We start from the raw sequence: 14,914 nt of genomic DNA, 5'->3' as shown, positions 1-14,914 counted from the left end.
AGCAAGCGCGCGGCCGTAGCCGGGCGCGAAGTGCATCGCGCGCGGCAGCTGCGAAGCGCAATGAGAAAAAAGCTGAGGAAGTAAAGAGTCGGCGTCAATCGAGACAATTGACGCGCGCTATCGAATGCCATTGACGCCAGAAGCGACCATGCGTGAACGCATGGTCGCTTCTGGCTGCGCTACGAATCAGCTGTTACGGCTTACGCATCTCACGCTGCGACAGCGGCTTCGTCGTGGAACGCGTAGTCGGTGTAACCCACGTCCGTGCCGCCGAAGAACGTCGCGCGGTCATACGCGTTCAGCGTCAGGCCCTTGCGCAGCCGCTCCGGCAGATCCGGGTTCGCGATGAAATGGCGTCCGAATGCCACGAGATCGGCATCGCCGGATTGCAGGATCGCTTCGGCGCTTTCGCCATCGAAGCCGCCCGCCGCGATGATCGGCCCATGAAAATGCGCGCGCAGCGATTTCGCGGCGACGGGTTGCTGGTCGCGCGCTTCGTCTTCGACGTTGCCCGCGATGCGCGGCTCGATCAGATGCAGATAGGCGATGCCGAGCTTGTCGAGTTCATCGGCCACATAGGTGAACAAGGCTTCCGGGTTGCTATCCGACATGTCGCCCCATGAGCCGCTCGGTCCGAGACGCACCGCAACCTTGTTCGCGCCCCATACGGAAATTACAGCGCGCGTGGCATCGAGCAGCAGGCGCGCGCGGTTGGCGATCGAGCCGCCGTATTCGTCCGTGCGCTTGTTGCTGCCGTCCTGCAGGAACTGATCGAACAGATAGCCGTTGGCGCTGTGCAATTCGACGCCGTCGAAGCCTGCCTTCACGCCGCGCTCGGCGGCGGTCCGGAAACTCTCGACAATGCCCGCGATCTCCGCCGTTTCCAGCGCACGGTTCGGCGTGTTGGGCACCCAGCCTGCTTCGGTGTACGCGACTCCGCCGTGCGGCACTTCGGAAGGTCCGACGGGACGGCCGCCATCGGGCTGCAGTTGCGAGTTCGATTGACGGCCCGCGTGATAAAGCTGAAGAAAGATCTTGCCGCCTTTCGCATGCACCGCATGGGTGACGGCTTTCCAGCCGGCGATCTGGTTGTCGTCATACAGACCGGGCGCGCCGAGATAGCCATTGCCGTTCGGCGCCGCGATCGTGGCTTCGCCGATCAGAAGCGCACCCGGCGACGTACGCTGCGCATAGTATTCAGCCATCAGCGGGCCGGGGCGCGCGCCGCTCTCGGCACGCATGCGGGTGAGGGGAGCGAGGACCACGCGGTGAGCGATGTCGTACGAACCGACCGCGACTTTCGAAAACAGTTTGGACATTTCAATCTCCACAATCCAGTGATTCAGGGAAGCTGTTGCGTAGTGCCGGTGATCGGCGACGCTTGACGCTAATGTAGATGCGGCGATGCGCCAGAAAAACAGCCCATGGGTTCGCTTACTTGGGACTCCCGTGTCCGCAATCGCGCGAGCCTTGCTGCACGCGGCTCCGCGCGTCCGAAGGACCATTGTTGGCGGCAAGAGAACAGTGATGTCGGCGGGACCGCATTTATCCTGCGAAGCGCGATTCCGATAATTCGAGCCACTTGAAAGGGCGTTTCGTTTCGAGGCGCCTGTAATGGATGGATTGAAAAAAGGAACGAATCATGGCGAAAGTCATTACCTTTGCGCAGCACGGCGGTCCCGAGGTTTTCGAATACACGGAAATCGGCACGCCCGAGCCTCGCCCTAACGAAGTGCGTATTCGTGTGAAGGCCATTGGTCTGAACCGCGCGGAGTCGATGTGGCGGCGCGGCGAATACGTCGAGCCGGCGAACTTGCCGGCACGTGTCGGGTATGAAGCGTCGGGCGTGGTGGATGCCGTTGGCGCGAACGTCACGCATGTGGCAGTCGGCGATAACGTCAGCACTGTGCCGTCGTTTTCGATGAACGATTACGGCGTATATGGCGAACTCGTGCTGGCGCCTGTGCACGCTGTCGTGAAGAGTCCCGCGTGGCTTTCGCACGAAGACGCGGTAGCGATCTGGAATGTGTTCATCACGCCCTATGCGGCATTCACGGAGAACGAACGCGTCAAACCCGGCGATGTCGTGCTGATTCCCGCGGCGTCGAGTGGGGTAGGCATCGGCGCGATTCAGGTGGCGAAGCGTCTGGGCGCGACGGCCGTCGCACTTACGCGGACGCGCGAAAAACGCGATGCACTTGTCGCACTCGGTGCCGACCACGTTATCGTCACCGACGAAGAAGATCTCGTCGAAGCAGTGCAGCGCATCACCGAGGGACGCGGTGCCGACCTCGTATTCGATCCCGTCGGCGGCAAGACATTTGCGCGCCTGATCGAAGCAACGCGGCCCGGCGGAACGATCCTGCTGTATGGCGCACTGAGTCCCGACGACACCGTATTGCCCGTGTTGCCACTACTCTTTAAGCGCATCACCGTGCATGGCTACAACCTCTTTTCGACGACCACGGACGCGCAACGCCAGGCCGACGCGGCGGCATTCATCTTCGACGGATTGCAGTCGGGGGCGCTCAAAACGGTGATCGCGCATCGCTTTGCCTTCGACCAGATCGCGCAGGCGCATACGGTGCTCGAACGCAACGCGCACTTTGGGCGCATCGTGGTGTCGGTGTGATACGCGCGACGTCACCGTCTGTCATTCACTGGAGAATCGAGAATCATGGAAGCATCACTGAATGTGCCATTGCGCGTCGGCGTGATCGGCGTCGGCAACTGGGCGAAGCACGGGCATCTGCGCGTACTCGATCTGTTGCCGCAATACACGTTGCAAGCCATTTATAGCCATCGACATGAAGCCGCTGAAGCGGCGGCGCAGGAACATCGGATCGGTCGCGTGGCTGGGTCGATCGACGAACTGATCGAAAGTCCCGACATCGATCTCGTGATCGTGCTGAACACGGCTCCGCAACATGCGCAGACAGTGAAACGCGTGATCGCGGCGGGCAAGCATGTGTACTGCGAGTGGCCATTGACGACCACGCTCGCAGAATCAGAAGAACTATTGCGACTCGCAGAGGAACACGGCGTGCGTCATTTCGTCGGCTTGCAAAGACGTCACGCGCCGCATAACCGTTATGTGCGCGATCTCATTCAGCAAGGTTATGTCGGCGAACTGCGTTCGGTGCGCATGCATGTGAGCATGAACTACTTCCAGGCGACGCGTTCGCGCGCACTCGAATGGACGGTACCGCCGGAGAACTTTTCTTCCGTGGTGTCGATCTATGGCGGCCACTTTCTCGACATGCTCTTTTCGGGAACCGGTTGGCCCGTTTCTATCGCAGCGCTTACGCCTAACCAGTTTCCGTCGGTGACGATCAGGGAGACAGGTGTTTCGATACCGACATCGACACCCGATCAGCTGGTACTCGCAGGCATGTTGAACGACAGCGCAGTGGTGTCGGTTCATATCGAAGGCGGCAAGCGCAACGGTTCTGGCGTGCAGATCGATATCACCGGGACGGAAGGCGATTTGCGGATTACGAACGTATCGGCTTTTGGCGACGTGGGCGACGACTATGCAATCTTCGGCGCGCACGGCGACAAGCTGCCGCTCGAACGGCTCAAAGTACCGGTGAGCTATTTGCGCCTGCCCGAATCGGATCTGCCTTCTGCCGTGCTGGAACTGGCCGAACTCTATTGGGCTTATGCGCACGATGTGGCGAATGGCACGCGCACGGCGCCGACGTTCGCTGATGCAGTGCGTATGCACCAACTTATCGAAAGCGCACAGATTTCCTTTGCGTCGGGTGAGTTCGCGCACTTGAATCCCACAATGTAAATCGCGAGTGGGACGGTCGGGCAATGTTGCCCACTATGCAACATGATGTTGACTACGTTGCGCTTGCATTTGAAATTTGATGAATGTCTAATGCCCGACCGGATGAGTGGCTGTGAGCAGACTGAAAGCTTGTGCTGAATGGAAAAAGATCTGAGAACTTTCCATTCAATGACAGGCTTAAGCGATTGTTGCTCATTTGAAATTGTTCGTAACATCACCGTCATAAAACTAAAGAAAAATGCTGCGCCAACGCCAGGATCGATCAAAGGCACTAGCAATTGCACTGGAACGGGGAACCTCACATTCCATGCGATGCTGATCGAAACCGGGCACAGGTATTAGAAGAAAGAGATCAAAACAACTATCACCTTCACATGAAAAATTAAATAGTGGGATTGGGGCGTCTTTAAGCCAGCCTGTTCAAATCGAAGAGCAAACGTTTGCCTGGCATTTGGGTGGTTCGGCAAAAATTGAAAAGTGGCGAAGTCGTACTCGCCGGTGCACCAGGCGCGCATGTCGCGCTAAAGCACCGGCGAGCGCGCGTGCTCGTGCATCGATAACGTTGCAGGGCATGGCGCGAGCGTAAAGCCACATCTATTCAAAGAAAGACCGGGAAGAACGACAAGGAAACCATAATGCGCTATCGCGTTCGGTTGTTTACGGGGCAGCTTGCAAGCTGTTTAGTAGTACTTTGGATGATGTTGCTTTGCGTTGCGACTCACGCTGTCGCGAGCGAAGCGCTGCCGCCATCCAATCACATCAGGATCAATCTGGGGGCGACGCCCTGGAAGTACGTCAAGGACAACGACGACGCCAATTCGATGCAGCCGGGTTTCAACGACTCGGGCTGGGCGCAGGTCGGTGTCCCGCAGACGCCGTCGGATAACGACACCTTCCTGAACTGGAGGTCGGGCGGCGATCAGGGATACCTGACCGGCAATATCAACTGGTATCGCAAGCACTTCACGCTCGATCCGTCCTTTGCGAACCGCAAGATCTATATCGAGTTCGAGGGCGCGCATACGGGTGCGCAGGTCTATATCAACGGCACGTTGATTCGCGGCAATAGCCAGATCAACCGCGACGCGACGCACGTGCTCGGCTTCATTCCGTTCATCGTCGATATCACGAACTATGTGAAATTCGACGGCTCGGACAATGTACTGGCCGTCAAGGTTGCGCGCGGCGACAAGTTCTTCGAGTCACCCGATTTCGCGGGCGCATTCCGTTTTGGCCAGGACGATACGGGCCTGTTCCGTCCGGTGTGGATGCACATCACGGACCGCGTGCACATTCCCGAGAACATTTACGCGGTGCTCAATACATGGGGCACGTATGTCGCGACGGTTGCGGCGAGCCCATCGTCGGCAACGATCCGTGTGCAGACCAACGTGCTGAACGAGTACTCGACGGATCAGAAGGTGACGTTGACGACGCAGATCGTCGACGCGACCGGCGCCGTCGTGGTGACCGCGCAGGATACGCGCACGGTGCCCGCCAACGTGCAGCCGGGCCTCCAGCCCACCTTGTTCAATCAGGTGCTGACGGTTTCCAATCCGAACCTCTGGTATCCGAACAACAGCATCTACGGCAAGCCGTATCTGTACCGCGTGATTCACTCCGTCAGTATCGACGGCGTGGTCGTCGATACGACGGAAAGCCCGCTCGGCATCCGCACGATCACGTGGGACCAGAACTTCCCGATCATCAACGGACATCCGCACTATCTGTGGGGCGCGTCGGGCCGTTACGACTATCCGGCGCTCGGCTCGGCCGTGCCGCCCGAGCTGCAATGGAAAGACCTGAGCCTGCTCGCGCAGGCGGGCGGCAGTCTGTACCGTCCGGGCCATTCGAGCCAGGGCCGCGATTTTCTCGATGCCGCCGACGCCTACGGCGTGATGATGGTTCAGCCGAGTGGCGAAGGCGAGGGCGGCTTCGCCGTCATCTGCACGGCGCAGACCGCTCCCGACGTCAAGTGCATGACGCAGAACAACGTCACGCTGAAGACCGAACTGCATCGCGACATGATCGTTCATGATCGCAACCATCCGTCCGTGCTCGCATGGGAAGCCGACAACGGCGCGACCGACACGGCCTTCGCGCAATCGCTGAAAGCGCTGTCGCAAGTGTGGGACCCCATCAACACGCGTGCCCAGGCCGACCGTACGCCGAATCCGAACAACGGCGACCTTCTCGGCTGCAGCGGCAACGGTTGCGACATCAACGTCAAGAAGGACTACCCGAATTCGCCTGCCTGGGGCTCGGAATATTGGGGCGACGGCGTCGGCCGATGGAAGTACGACTTCGAGCTGGCGTTCGCCGTCAAGTATCTGAAGACCTGGGTGGCGAGCGTGGCCGGCAAGTCGTTTGGTATTGCGCACTGGTACCTCGCCGATACACCAGGCGAAATCAACACGCAGACCGACGGCATCGCGCCCGAGGCCGTGCGCGGCAATGGCGCGTCGATGATGGACGCGAACCGCCTGCCGCGCCTGATCTACTACATCTATCAGGCGGCATGGACGCCGTTCGAGATCAAGCCCGTGGTCAAGCTTGCGCACACGTGGAACCGCGCTGGTACCGTGACCGTCAACGCGTTCAGCAACTGTCCCGCAGTGCGGCTGCGCCTGAATGGCGAGCTGATCGGCGGCGACCAGGTGCCGAATCCGACCTCGATGGACCCGACCGATCTCACGCAGAACACCACGTCGCTGCCGACGCAGGTGCATTGGGACAACATCAAGTGGGCGCCGGGCACGCTGACGGCGGAGTGTCTCGACAACAACCGCCAGGTCGCGGCATATGACTCGCTGGTGACGGCAGGTCCCGCCGACCATATCCTGTTGACGGTCGAACCCGAACTCGTGAAGCCGAGCGGCGAATCGTTCGCGCTGACTGCGAACGGCACGGATGCCGCCGTCATCACGGCGACGGTCGTCGATGCGAACAACGTTCGCGTGCCGGACGCATCGCAGACTTTGACGTTCAGCGTCAGCGGCCCCGGCACATATCGCGGCGGCTCCGACCATGACGTGACGCCGAACCAGCCGCTGTCGTATCACGCGCCGGGCGATCCGAACCTGTCGGTCGAAGGCGGCATGACGCGTGTCGCGGTCAAGACGCAGTTCACGCCGGGCGCCGTCACGGTGACGGCGACATCGCCCGGACTCGGCAGCGGCACCGCGACGTTCAACGTCGTGCCGACCAGCGCGCAGCAAACCTTCAACGGCAATGCGCTGGTAGTCGGTCCGCAGCCGCCGAGCGCGCTGAAGATCATCACGCAACCGTCCGACCAGCGTGTCACGCAAGGCCAGAGCGGGCAGTTCTACGTGCTGTCGGCGGGCGCGGCGCCCATCAGCTATCAATGGATGAAAAACGGCGCGGCGATTCCCGGCGCGACCGGCTACACGTACACGACGCCTGCTGTACAGACGAGCGACGACGGCGTCACCTACAGCGTCGCCGTGCGCAACGCCAACAGCAGCGTTACGTCGAACGCCGCGCGCCTGACGGTCGTGCAGCCTGCTGCGCCGACCATCACGACGCAACCGCTGTCGCTGAGCATCACCAGCGGGCAGAGCGCGGAATTCACCGTGCTCGCGGCGGGCTCGCCCGTGCTGTCGTATCAGTGGCTGAAGAATGACGAGCCCATTCCGGGCGCGAACCAGCCGGTGTACGACACGCCCGCGACGCAGACGTCGGATAGCGGTTCCGTCTACAAGGCGGTCGTGACCAACAGCGCCGGCACGATCACGTCGGCGGGCGCAACGCTGACCGTGAGCGTCGCGACGCCGCCCGTCATCGTGTCGCAACCGCACAGCCAGAGCGTGCCGTTTGGTCAGAGCGTGACCTTCAACGTGCTCGCGAGCGGCTCGGCCCCGCTGAAGTATCAATGGACCAAGGACGGCAAGCCGTACGGCACGAACTCGGCGAGCATCGTCATTGCGTCGGCGCAGGGCAGCGACGGCGGCAACTACGCCGTCACCATCACCAACAGCGCAGGCAGCGTCACGAGCGACCCGGCCACGCTGACGGTGAGCGGCGCGGACAACAGCAACCTCGCGCTCAACGCGAAGGCGATGTCGAGCAGCGACCAGAACGGCGGCCTGAAGGCGCAGTACGCAGTCGACGGCTCGGTCGCATCGCGCTGGTCGTCGGCACCGGAGATCGATCCTTCGTGGATCACCGTCGATCTCGGCTCCATCCAGACCTTCAACAAGGTCGTGCTGATGTGGGAAAACGCGGCTGCGTCGGCCTACAAGCTTCAGGTATCGAACGACAACAGCAACTGGACCAACGTTCTGCCGAACGACCAGATCATCGCGGGTCACGGCGGCACGGAAACGACGGTGTTCCCGAGCACGTCGGCGCGCTATGTCCGCATGCTCGGCCTGCAACGCACCACGCAGTATGGCTATTCGCTGTTCGAGTTCCAGGTCTTCGACGCACCGCAATGCGGCAGCGAGACCGAGCGCTTCACGTTGCTGGGCGCAAAGCCGGGCACGTGGAATTCGACGATCGCAGGTCTGCCGTCGGGCCCGTACGTGCCGAATGTGAAGGACAACGTCAGCGGCCTCGTCTGGCAGCAGTACTACACGACGTTCCCGAATCAGGGCGCGCAGTTCACGCAGACGGTCGCGAAGCAGTATTGCGCGGCTATCGGCATGCGCCTGCCGACGCAGAACGAAGCATTGACGGTGGCTCGCTCGAACTTCGCATCGTGCGCGTTCCCGGCTCCGTGGGGCACGTGGACCACGACGGGTGTGCCGAATGCGTCGACGCAGGCGTATCTCGCGTTCTCGTCGGGTCAGTCGGTGCCCGGCATCATCGACAACACGCCGGGCTGGTCGCTGTGCGTGTCGGGCAATACGGCCGATGCGCCCGTCATCTCGGCGCAACCGGCGAGCGTGAAGGTCAGCGAAGGGCAAGCGGCGCAGTTCTCGGTGGGCGTGACGGGCACGGGACCGTTCAGCTTCCAGTGGATGCGCGGCACGACGGTGGTGGCGATCACGACCAATCCGACGTACACGACGCCGCCGACCACGGTGGCAGCCGATAACGGCGCTGCGTACAGCGTCGTGGTCACCAATGGTGGCGGCAGCGCAACCAGCGCCACGGCAATCCTGACCGTGATAGCAGCAACGGGCGGCGATGGCGGTAACGGCGGTGATGGCGGCAACGGTGGCGATGGTGGCAATGGTGGTAATGGCGGTGACGGTGGTGACGGTGGCAATGGCGGTGTGCCGAGCGCCAACCTCGCGCGCGGCAAGGTCGCGACGTCGAGCGGCGTGCAGGACGAAGGCTATGCGCCGACGAATGCCGTCGACGGTAACCTCGGCTCGCGCTGGTCGTCGGACTTCAATGACGACGCGTGGATCACGGTCGATCTCGGCCAGCAGACGCAGTTCGACCGCGTCGTGCTGAACTGGGAGAACGCTTACGGCAAGGCCTATCTGATTCAGGCGTCGAACGATAACCAGACGTGGACGAACATCATCCCGCAACGTGCCGGCGCGGGCGGTGTCGAGGATATTTCGCTGCCTGTCACGAATGCTCGCTATGTCCGCATGCAGGGCGTCAAGCGCGCATCGCAGTACGGTTATTCGCTGTTCGAGTTCGAGGTGTACAACTCGGCGGCGACGCCGAAGCTGACGGTCACGGCGAGCAGCAGCGCCAACGGCACGATCAGCCCGTCGGGTGCAGTCGGCGTGATCCAGGGTGGCTCGCAGACGTTCACTGCGCTGCCGGCAGCCGGCTACGGCGTGGGTTCGATGACCGTGGATGGCAAGAACCTCGGCGTGCAATCGACGTACACGTTCACCAACGTCACGGCGGAGCACAGCATCAGTGTGAACTTCGTGCCGCTGTCGGCAAGCGTGAATCTGGCGCAGAACCGGCCGGCCACGTCGAGCGGCGACGAGAACGACAACACGCCGCCCACGCTGGCCGTCGATGGCAACACGGGTACGCGCTGGTCGTCGAAGTTCATCGACCCGTCGTGGATCATGATCGATCTCGGTTCGGAGCAGACCTTCAACCGCGTGGTGCTGAACTGGGAGAACGCGCACGCGATCGCGTATCAGATCCAGACCTCGCACGACAACGTCGACTGGTCGAACACCGTCTACACGGCGACGGACAGCAAGGGCGGCGTGGAAGACCTGTCGTTCCCGGCCACGACCGCGCGTTACGTGCGCCTCTACGGCACGAAGCGCTCGACGGACTACGGCTACTCGCTGTTCGAGTTCGGTGTGTACAACAACGTGTCGTCGACGCAGCGCGCGCGTCAGTAACGCGCACGCAGGTTTAGCAACGTGGGATGGACGCCCGCCTGGCGGGCGTCCAACTTTTTCAAGGAAGTGTCGATGCAGTCAGTCAACCATCGCCACGCAGCCAACGCGAGACGATCGCGGCGCGCGCGGCTCATGAAACAGGGCGGCTTCACGCTGCTCGAACTGCTGGTGGTGCTCGTCATCATCGGCATGCTGGCGGCGCTCGTGGGGCCGCGCTATTTCTCGCAGCTGGGGAAGTCGCAGGCGACTATCGCGCGTGCGCAGATCGACGTCTTCACGAAGTCGATCGATAACTTCCGGCTCGACGTCGGCCGCTATCCGACCGCCGACGAAAACCTGGCCGCGCTCTTCGCGAAGCCCGCGAACGCGGACAAATGGGCCGGGCCGTATCTGAAGAAAGAAGCACCGCTCGACCCGTGGGGACATCCGTATGTGTATCAGGTACCGGGCACGAAGGGCGACTATGCGGTGATCTCGTATGGCCGCGATGGCCAACCGGGCGGCACGGGAGAAGACGCCGACATCAGCAGCGAATGAAGCATGGATGAAGCACACATGTAGCGGGCGGCAACGGGGCAGCAGCAGACCACAACAAACCAGTAGCACAGCACTATGCCGTATGAAGTGAGGGCGCTTTCGCCCGACAACCAGATCGTCGCGCTCGTCGTCGATGCGCAGGACGAAGACGACGCGCGCCGTCAGGTCGAAGCGCGCGGCCTGCACGCGACCCAGTTGCGCGCGTTGCGCACGCTGCGTCCGTCGAAGGGGGCGCGCGGCGGCATCTCGCTCGTGCTGTTCAGCCAGGAACTGCTGGCGCTATTGACGGCGGGGCTGTCGATCGTCGAAGGGCTGGAAGCGCTGGTGGAACGCGAAGGCAACGCAAGGCTGCGCGGCATTCTCGAACGGCTGCTGGCGGGCTTGCGCGAGGGCAAGCGCTTTTCGAGCCTGCTCGCCGAACAGCCGGACGTATTCCCGCCGCTTTACGTCGGCATCGTGCGCGCAGCGGAAGGCACCAGCGACTTGCCGCTCTCGCTGCAACGCTATGTCGACTATCAGGCGCGCATCGACATGGTGCGCAACAAGCTCATCAGCTCCGCGATCTATCCAAGCATTCTCTTTATCGTGGGCGGCGGCGTGTCGACCTTTCTGATCACCTTCGTAGTACCGCGCTTCGCGACGATCTATGAAGGCACGGGCCGCAGCTTGCCGTGGATGTCGCAGGCGCTACTCGACTGGGGCAAGTTCGCGGCGGCGCATGGACTGCCTTTGTTAGCCGCCGCCATAGCCATTGCAATCGCAGGCGGCGCGGCCGTGCGCGCCACGATTGCGCGCGTGGGACTCGTCAGCCTGCTGGGCCGCCTTCCGCTGCTGGGTCCGCACTTGCGCATCTATCAGCTTTCGCGGCTCTATCTGACGCTCGGCATGCTGCTCGAAGGCGGGATCCCGATCGTCTCGGCGATGGAGACGGCAGGCGGCACGATCTCGCCTGCGTTGCGCGATGGCTTGCTGCGGGCGCGCGCCGCCGTTCAGGCCGGCGCGCCGCTGTCCAGTTCATTTCACGCGGAAAATCTCACCACGCCGATTTCGCTGCGCATGCTGCGCGTCGGCGAGCGCTCGGGCGAACTCGGCAACATGCTCACGCAATCGGCGGCGTTCTACGACGGCGAGATCAGCCGCTGGATCGACCGCTTCACGCGCATGTTCGAACCGCTGCTGATGTCGGCGATCGGGCTGGTGGTCGGCACGATCGTCGTGTTGCTCTACATGCCGATCTTCGATCTCGCGGAAGGACTGTCATGAACGCGCCCGAGACCATCGCGCCGTTGTTCGACGCCGCCTTGCTGGCGCGCGCCCGCGCGGCGGCTGCGGCCACGCAGCGGCATCTCGTCGTCGAACTGGAGGCGCTGACGGGTGCCGAGCCGCGCCAGCTGTTGCAGGCGCTTGCGCAAATGCTGGACATGCACGTCATCGAGACGGCCGACATGCTGGCGCTCAAGCCCGCCTTCGACCGCGTGCCGCTGTCGCGCGCGATGCAGCGCCGCTGCGTGCTGCTGCGCGACGAAGCCGGGCGCTGCATTGGCGTGGTCACGAATCCATTCGATCTCGATCTGCAAACCTGGCTCGCCGCGCAAGCCGGTGCCGCGATCGACATACGCCTTGCGCTGCCATCCGATCTTCAGGCTTATCACGCGCGCATGGAGGAATCGACGCGCGCCATCGACAGTCTCGTGACGGGCGGCGTCGAAGCGCAGGTCGAAGGGCGCACGGCGCAGGTGCTGTCGTTCGAGACGGTCAGCGAAGCGGCCAGCCCGGCCGTGAAGCTGGTGAACTCGACGCTCTACGACGCACTGAAAGCCGGCGCATCCGATATCCACCTCGAAAGCACGCCGAGCGGTCTCGCACTGAAGTATCGCGTGGATGGCGTGCTCGACGCGGCGGCCACGCTGAACGGCGTGGAGACGGCCGAGCAGGTGATCTCGCGGCTCAAGGTGCTCGCGGAACTGGACATCGCAGAGCGGCGCGTGCCGCAGGACGGCAGCTTCCGCGTGGCGGCGGGCGGGCGCGACATCGATCTGCGCGTGTCGATCATGCCGAGCATTCACGGCGAGGATGCCGTGATCCGGATTCTCGACAAGCGCGCGATGATCGAAGCGTACGGCTCGTTGACGCTCGAAGCGCTCGGTTACGACAGTGAATCGCTGGTGGCGCTGCGCGCGCTGGCGGAAGAGCCGTACGGCATGCTGCTCGTCACGGGGCCGACCGGCTCGGGCAAGACCACGACGCTCTACGCGGCGCTGACGGAAATTCACAATGGCCGCGACAAGATCATCACGATCGAAGACCCCGTCGAATATCAGTTACCGGGCATTCTGCAGATTCCCGTCAACGAGAAGAAAGGGCTGACGTTCGCGCGCGGCTTGCGCTCGATCCTGCGGCACGATCCGGACAAGATCATGGTCGGCGAGATCCGCGACCGCGAGACGGCGGAGATCGCCGTGCAGTCGGCGCTGACGGGCCACCTCGTGCTGACGACGGTGCACGCGAACAACGTGTTCGACGTGTTCGGCCGGTTCAGCCATATGGGCATCGATCCGTATGCGTTCGTGTCGGCGCTCAACGGTATCTGGGCGCAGCGGCTGATGCGCGTGAACTGCGCGCACTGCGCCGCGCCGTACACGCCGACCGATGCCGAACTCGCGCGTCTCGGCTTGAGCCGCGCCGACGTCGCCGGTTTCGATTTCCGCCAGGGCACGGGTTGCGGCGACTGCCGCGGCACCGGCTACCGTGGACGCCGCGCGATTGCGGAAATCCTGATTCTCGACGACGAGATCCGCGACATGGTGGTCGAAAAGCAGCCGATCCGCGCAATCAAGGACGTCGCGCGTAAAAACGGCACGCGCCGCTTGCGCGATGTCGCGTTGAATCTGGTGAAGCGAGGCGAGACGACACTCGCGGAAGTGAAGCGGGTGACGCTCAATGCGTGACAGGCTGATGCGTATTTTTCCGCGCGGACATTGCCGGGTTCGGCTGTCGTGCGACGCAGTGTCCGTGCTGCGTGTGAGCGGCTCACGCAAGGCGACGCCCGTTCTTGTCGAACGGCCTTTGCCCGCGTTCGCGAGCGCGACGCCCGATATGCTCTCTGCGCCCATTGCGGCGGCGCTCGACGCGGCGGGCGCCGCTCGCGTGCCCGTACACGCGACGCTCGACGACGATCTCGTGCGCTATTTCATCGTCACGCCGCCCGCCAACGCCGCGCGCATGCAGGACCTGCGCGCGGCGGCCGGCGTGCGCTTCCAGGTGTTGTACGGCGAGCCGCTGGCGGACTGGCATCTCGCCGCCGACTGGCAATGCGCAGCGCCGTTTCTGGCCTGCGCGGTTTCGCGACGTCTGCATGCGGCGCTGCAGCTTGCGGTAAATGCGCAGCGCGCATGCCTCGCTTCCGTGACGCCGAGCTTCGTCGCTGCGTGGAATCGCTCGCGGCGTCGCCTTGGCGCCGATACGTGGCTCGCGACGCTCGGCGAGCACGCGCTCACCTTGGGTCTCGTCGCTGGCGTAAAGAAGCCGCATCTTGCCGCCGTGCGCACGCTGCAGCTGCCTAAAACGATTCCGTCGATGGCCTGGCTGCACGATCAGTTGGCGCGCGCGGCGCTGCTCGACAATGTGCCCGCGCCTTCCGTGCTGCACATCCACGGTCGTCCGCTCGATGAGTGGCAGCCCGATCCGGCGTCATCCGCTGATGTGGGTTTGAGCGTCCAATGGCATCCGCAACGATGAAACGCCTGCACATCGACCTCGCGCCGTTCGGCTGGCGTCGCACGCTGTATCGGACTCATGCTGTGGTGCGCGTGCTGGCCCTCGTCGCGCTGGTGTTGTGCGTGCTTGCCGGCTTGTGCGCATACAAGCTGTTCGCAAATCTCGATTCGCTCCAGTTCGAAGCGGCGCGTCTCGCGTCGCGCACGGAACGCATGGTCCGCGCTTCGGGCGCATCGTCCAGCGCGCCTATCGACGCGAAGCAGGCGGCAGCCGTCAATGTCGCCGTGGCGCGTCTCAATCTGCCGTGGGGCAGCATCCTCGATGCTGTCGAATCCGCGACGCCTTCGCAAATCGCGCTGCTCTCGATCACGCCCGAACCGGGTCGCGCGCTGCTCAAGATCGAAGCCGAGTGCGCCAGCAGCAAGGACATGATCGACTATCTGACGCAGCTGGAACAGCAGCCCTTGTTCGAGCGCGTCACACTGGTCCGGCACGAACGCATGCGCGACGGCATGGACGGCGTCATCCGCTTTCAGATCGAAGCGCAGTGGCGGAGGGCGCAATCGTGAGC

9 protein-coding genes are annotated in these 14,914 nt (G+C 63.0%); 8 read left to right on the top strand and 1 reads right to left on the bottom strand.

Annotation, left to right across the window (positions count from 1 at the left end; genetic code table 11):
* Positions 1–209: 209 nt before the first annotated feature.
* Entirely contained in the window at positions 210–1,319 is a 1,110-nt protein-coding gene (locus PPGU16_RS38000; protein ID WP_180725947.1) for an alkene reductase, read from the bottom strand.
* Positions 1,320–1,642: 323 nt separating this feature from the next.
* Between PPGU16_RS38000 and PPGU16_RS37995 the strand changes: the two genes are divergently transcribed.
* From PPGU16_RS37995 to PPGU16_RS37960, 8 genes are all read left to right on the top strand, one after another.
* The gene (locus PPGU16_RS37995) at positions 1,643–2,632 is read left to right on the top strand and encodes a zinc-dependent alcohol dehydrogenase family protein (protein ID WP_180725946.1); all 990 of its coding nucleotides are present in this window, start codon (positions 1,643–1,645) and stop codon (positions 2,630–2,632) included.
* Positions 2,633–2,677: 45 nt separating this feature from the next.
* Positions 2,678–3,796 carry a Gfo/Idh/MocA family protein gene (locus tag PPGU16_RS37990; protein WP_180725945.1) on the top strand — a complete coding sequence of 373 codons (1,119 nt, stop codon included), beginning with the start codon at positions 2,678–2,680 and terminating at the stop codon, positions 3,794–3,796.
* Between the two features lie 695 nt (positions 3,797–4,491).
* Positions 4,492–10,089 (top strand): discoidin domain-containing protein, encoded by a 5,598-nt coding sequence (locus PPGU16_RS37985; RefSeq protein ID WP_243460698.1) that lies wholly within the window; start codon positions 4,492–4,494, stop codon positions 10,087–10,089.
* A 72-nt stretch (positions 10,090–10,161) separates the two neighbouring features.
* Complete coding sequence (gene gspG, locus PPGU16_RS37980) at positions 10,162–10,626, top strand: type II secretion system major pseudopilin GspG (RefSeq protein WP_180725943.1); 465 nt, start codon at positions 10,162–10,164, stop codon at positions 10,624–10,626.
* Between the two features lie 75 nt (positions 10,627–10,701).
* Entirely contained in the window at positions 10,702–11,889 is a 1,188-nt protein-coding gene (locus tag PPGU16_RS37975) for a type II secretion system F family protein (protein ID WP_180725942.1), read from the top strand.
* The gene (locus PPGU16_RS37970; protein ID WP_180725941.1) at positions 11,886–13,574 is read left to right on the top strand and encodes a GspE/PulE family protein; all 1,689 of its coding nucleotides are present in this window, start codon (positions 11,886–11,888) and stop codon (positions 13,572–13,574) included. The genes PPGU16_RS37975 and PPGU16_RS37970 overlap by 4 nt, the downstream gene beginning before the upstream one ends.
* Positions 13,567–14,364 carry a hypothetical protein gene (locus PPGU16_RS37965; protein ID WP_180725940.1) on the top strand — a complete coding sequence of 266 codons (798 nt, stop codon included), beginning with the start codon at positions 13,567–13,569 and terminating at the stop codon, positions 14,362–14,364. The genes PPGU16_RS37970 and PPGU16_RS37965 overlap by 8 nt, the downstream gene beginning before the upstream one ends.
* The gene (locus PPGU16_RS37960) at positions 14,361–14,912 is read left to right on the top strand and encodes a PilN domain-containing protein (RefSeq protein ID WP_243460697.1); all 552 of its coding nucleotides are present in this window, start codon (positions 14,361–14,363) and stop codon (positions 14,910–14,912) included. Before PPGU16_RS37965 ends, PPGU16_RS37960 begins: the two co-directional genes overlap by 4 nt.
* The last annotated feature ends 2 nt before the right edge of the window (positions 14,913–14,914 follow it).

The sequence above is a fragment of the Paraburkholderia largidicola genome (assembly GCF_013426895.1).
In the GTDB taxonomy this organism is placed as follows: domain Bacteria; phylum Pseudomonadota; class Gammaproteobacteria; order Burkholderiales; family Burkholderiaceae; genus Paraburkholderia; species Paraburkholderia largidicola.
The sequence above is the reverse complement of the archived record's forward strand: the minus strand, read 5'-3'. Positions and strand labels throughout refer to the sequence as shown.

Excerpts from the sequence above, each read along its gene's own strand:
- PPGU16_RS38000 (WP_180725947.1), bottom strand. The coding sequence starts at position 1,319 with ATGTCCAAACTGTTTTCGAAAGTCGCGGTCGGTTCGTACGACATCGCT.
- PPGU16_RS37995 (WP_180725946.1), top strand. The coding sequence starts at position 1,643 with ATGGCGAAAGTCATTACCTTTGCGCAGCACGGCGGTCCCGAGGTTTTC.
- PPGU16_RS37990 (WP_180725945.1), top strand. The coding sequence starts at position 2,678 with ATGGAAGCATCACTGAATGTGCCATTGCGCGTCGGCGTGATCGGCGTC.
- PPGU16_RS37985 (WP_243460698.1), top strand. The coding sequence starts at position 4,492 with ATGATGTTGCTTTGCGTTGCGACTCACGCTGTCGCGAGCGAAGCGCTG.
- gspG (WP_180725943.1), top strand. The coding sequence starts at position 10,162 with ATGCAGTCAGTCAACCATCGCCACGCAGCCAACGCGAGACGATCGCGG.
- PPGU16_RS37975 (WP_180725942.1), top strand. The coding sequence starts at position 10,702 with ATGCCGTATGAAGTGAGGGCGCTTTCGCCCGACAACCAGATCGTCGCG.
- PPGU16_RS37970 (WP_180725941.1), top strand. The coding sequence starts at position 11,886 with ATGAACGCGCCCGAGACCATCGCGCCGTTGTTCGACGCCGCCTTGCTG.
- PPGU16_RS37965 (WP_180725940.1), top strand. The coding sequence starts at position 13,567 with ATGCGTGACAGGCTGATGCGTATTTTTCCGCGCGGACATTGCCGGGTT.
- PPGU16_RS37960 (WP_243460697.1), top strand. The coding sequence starts at position 14,361 with ATGAAACGCCTGCACATCGACCTCGCGCCGTTCGGCTGGCGTCGCACG.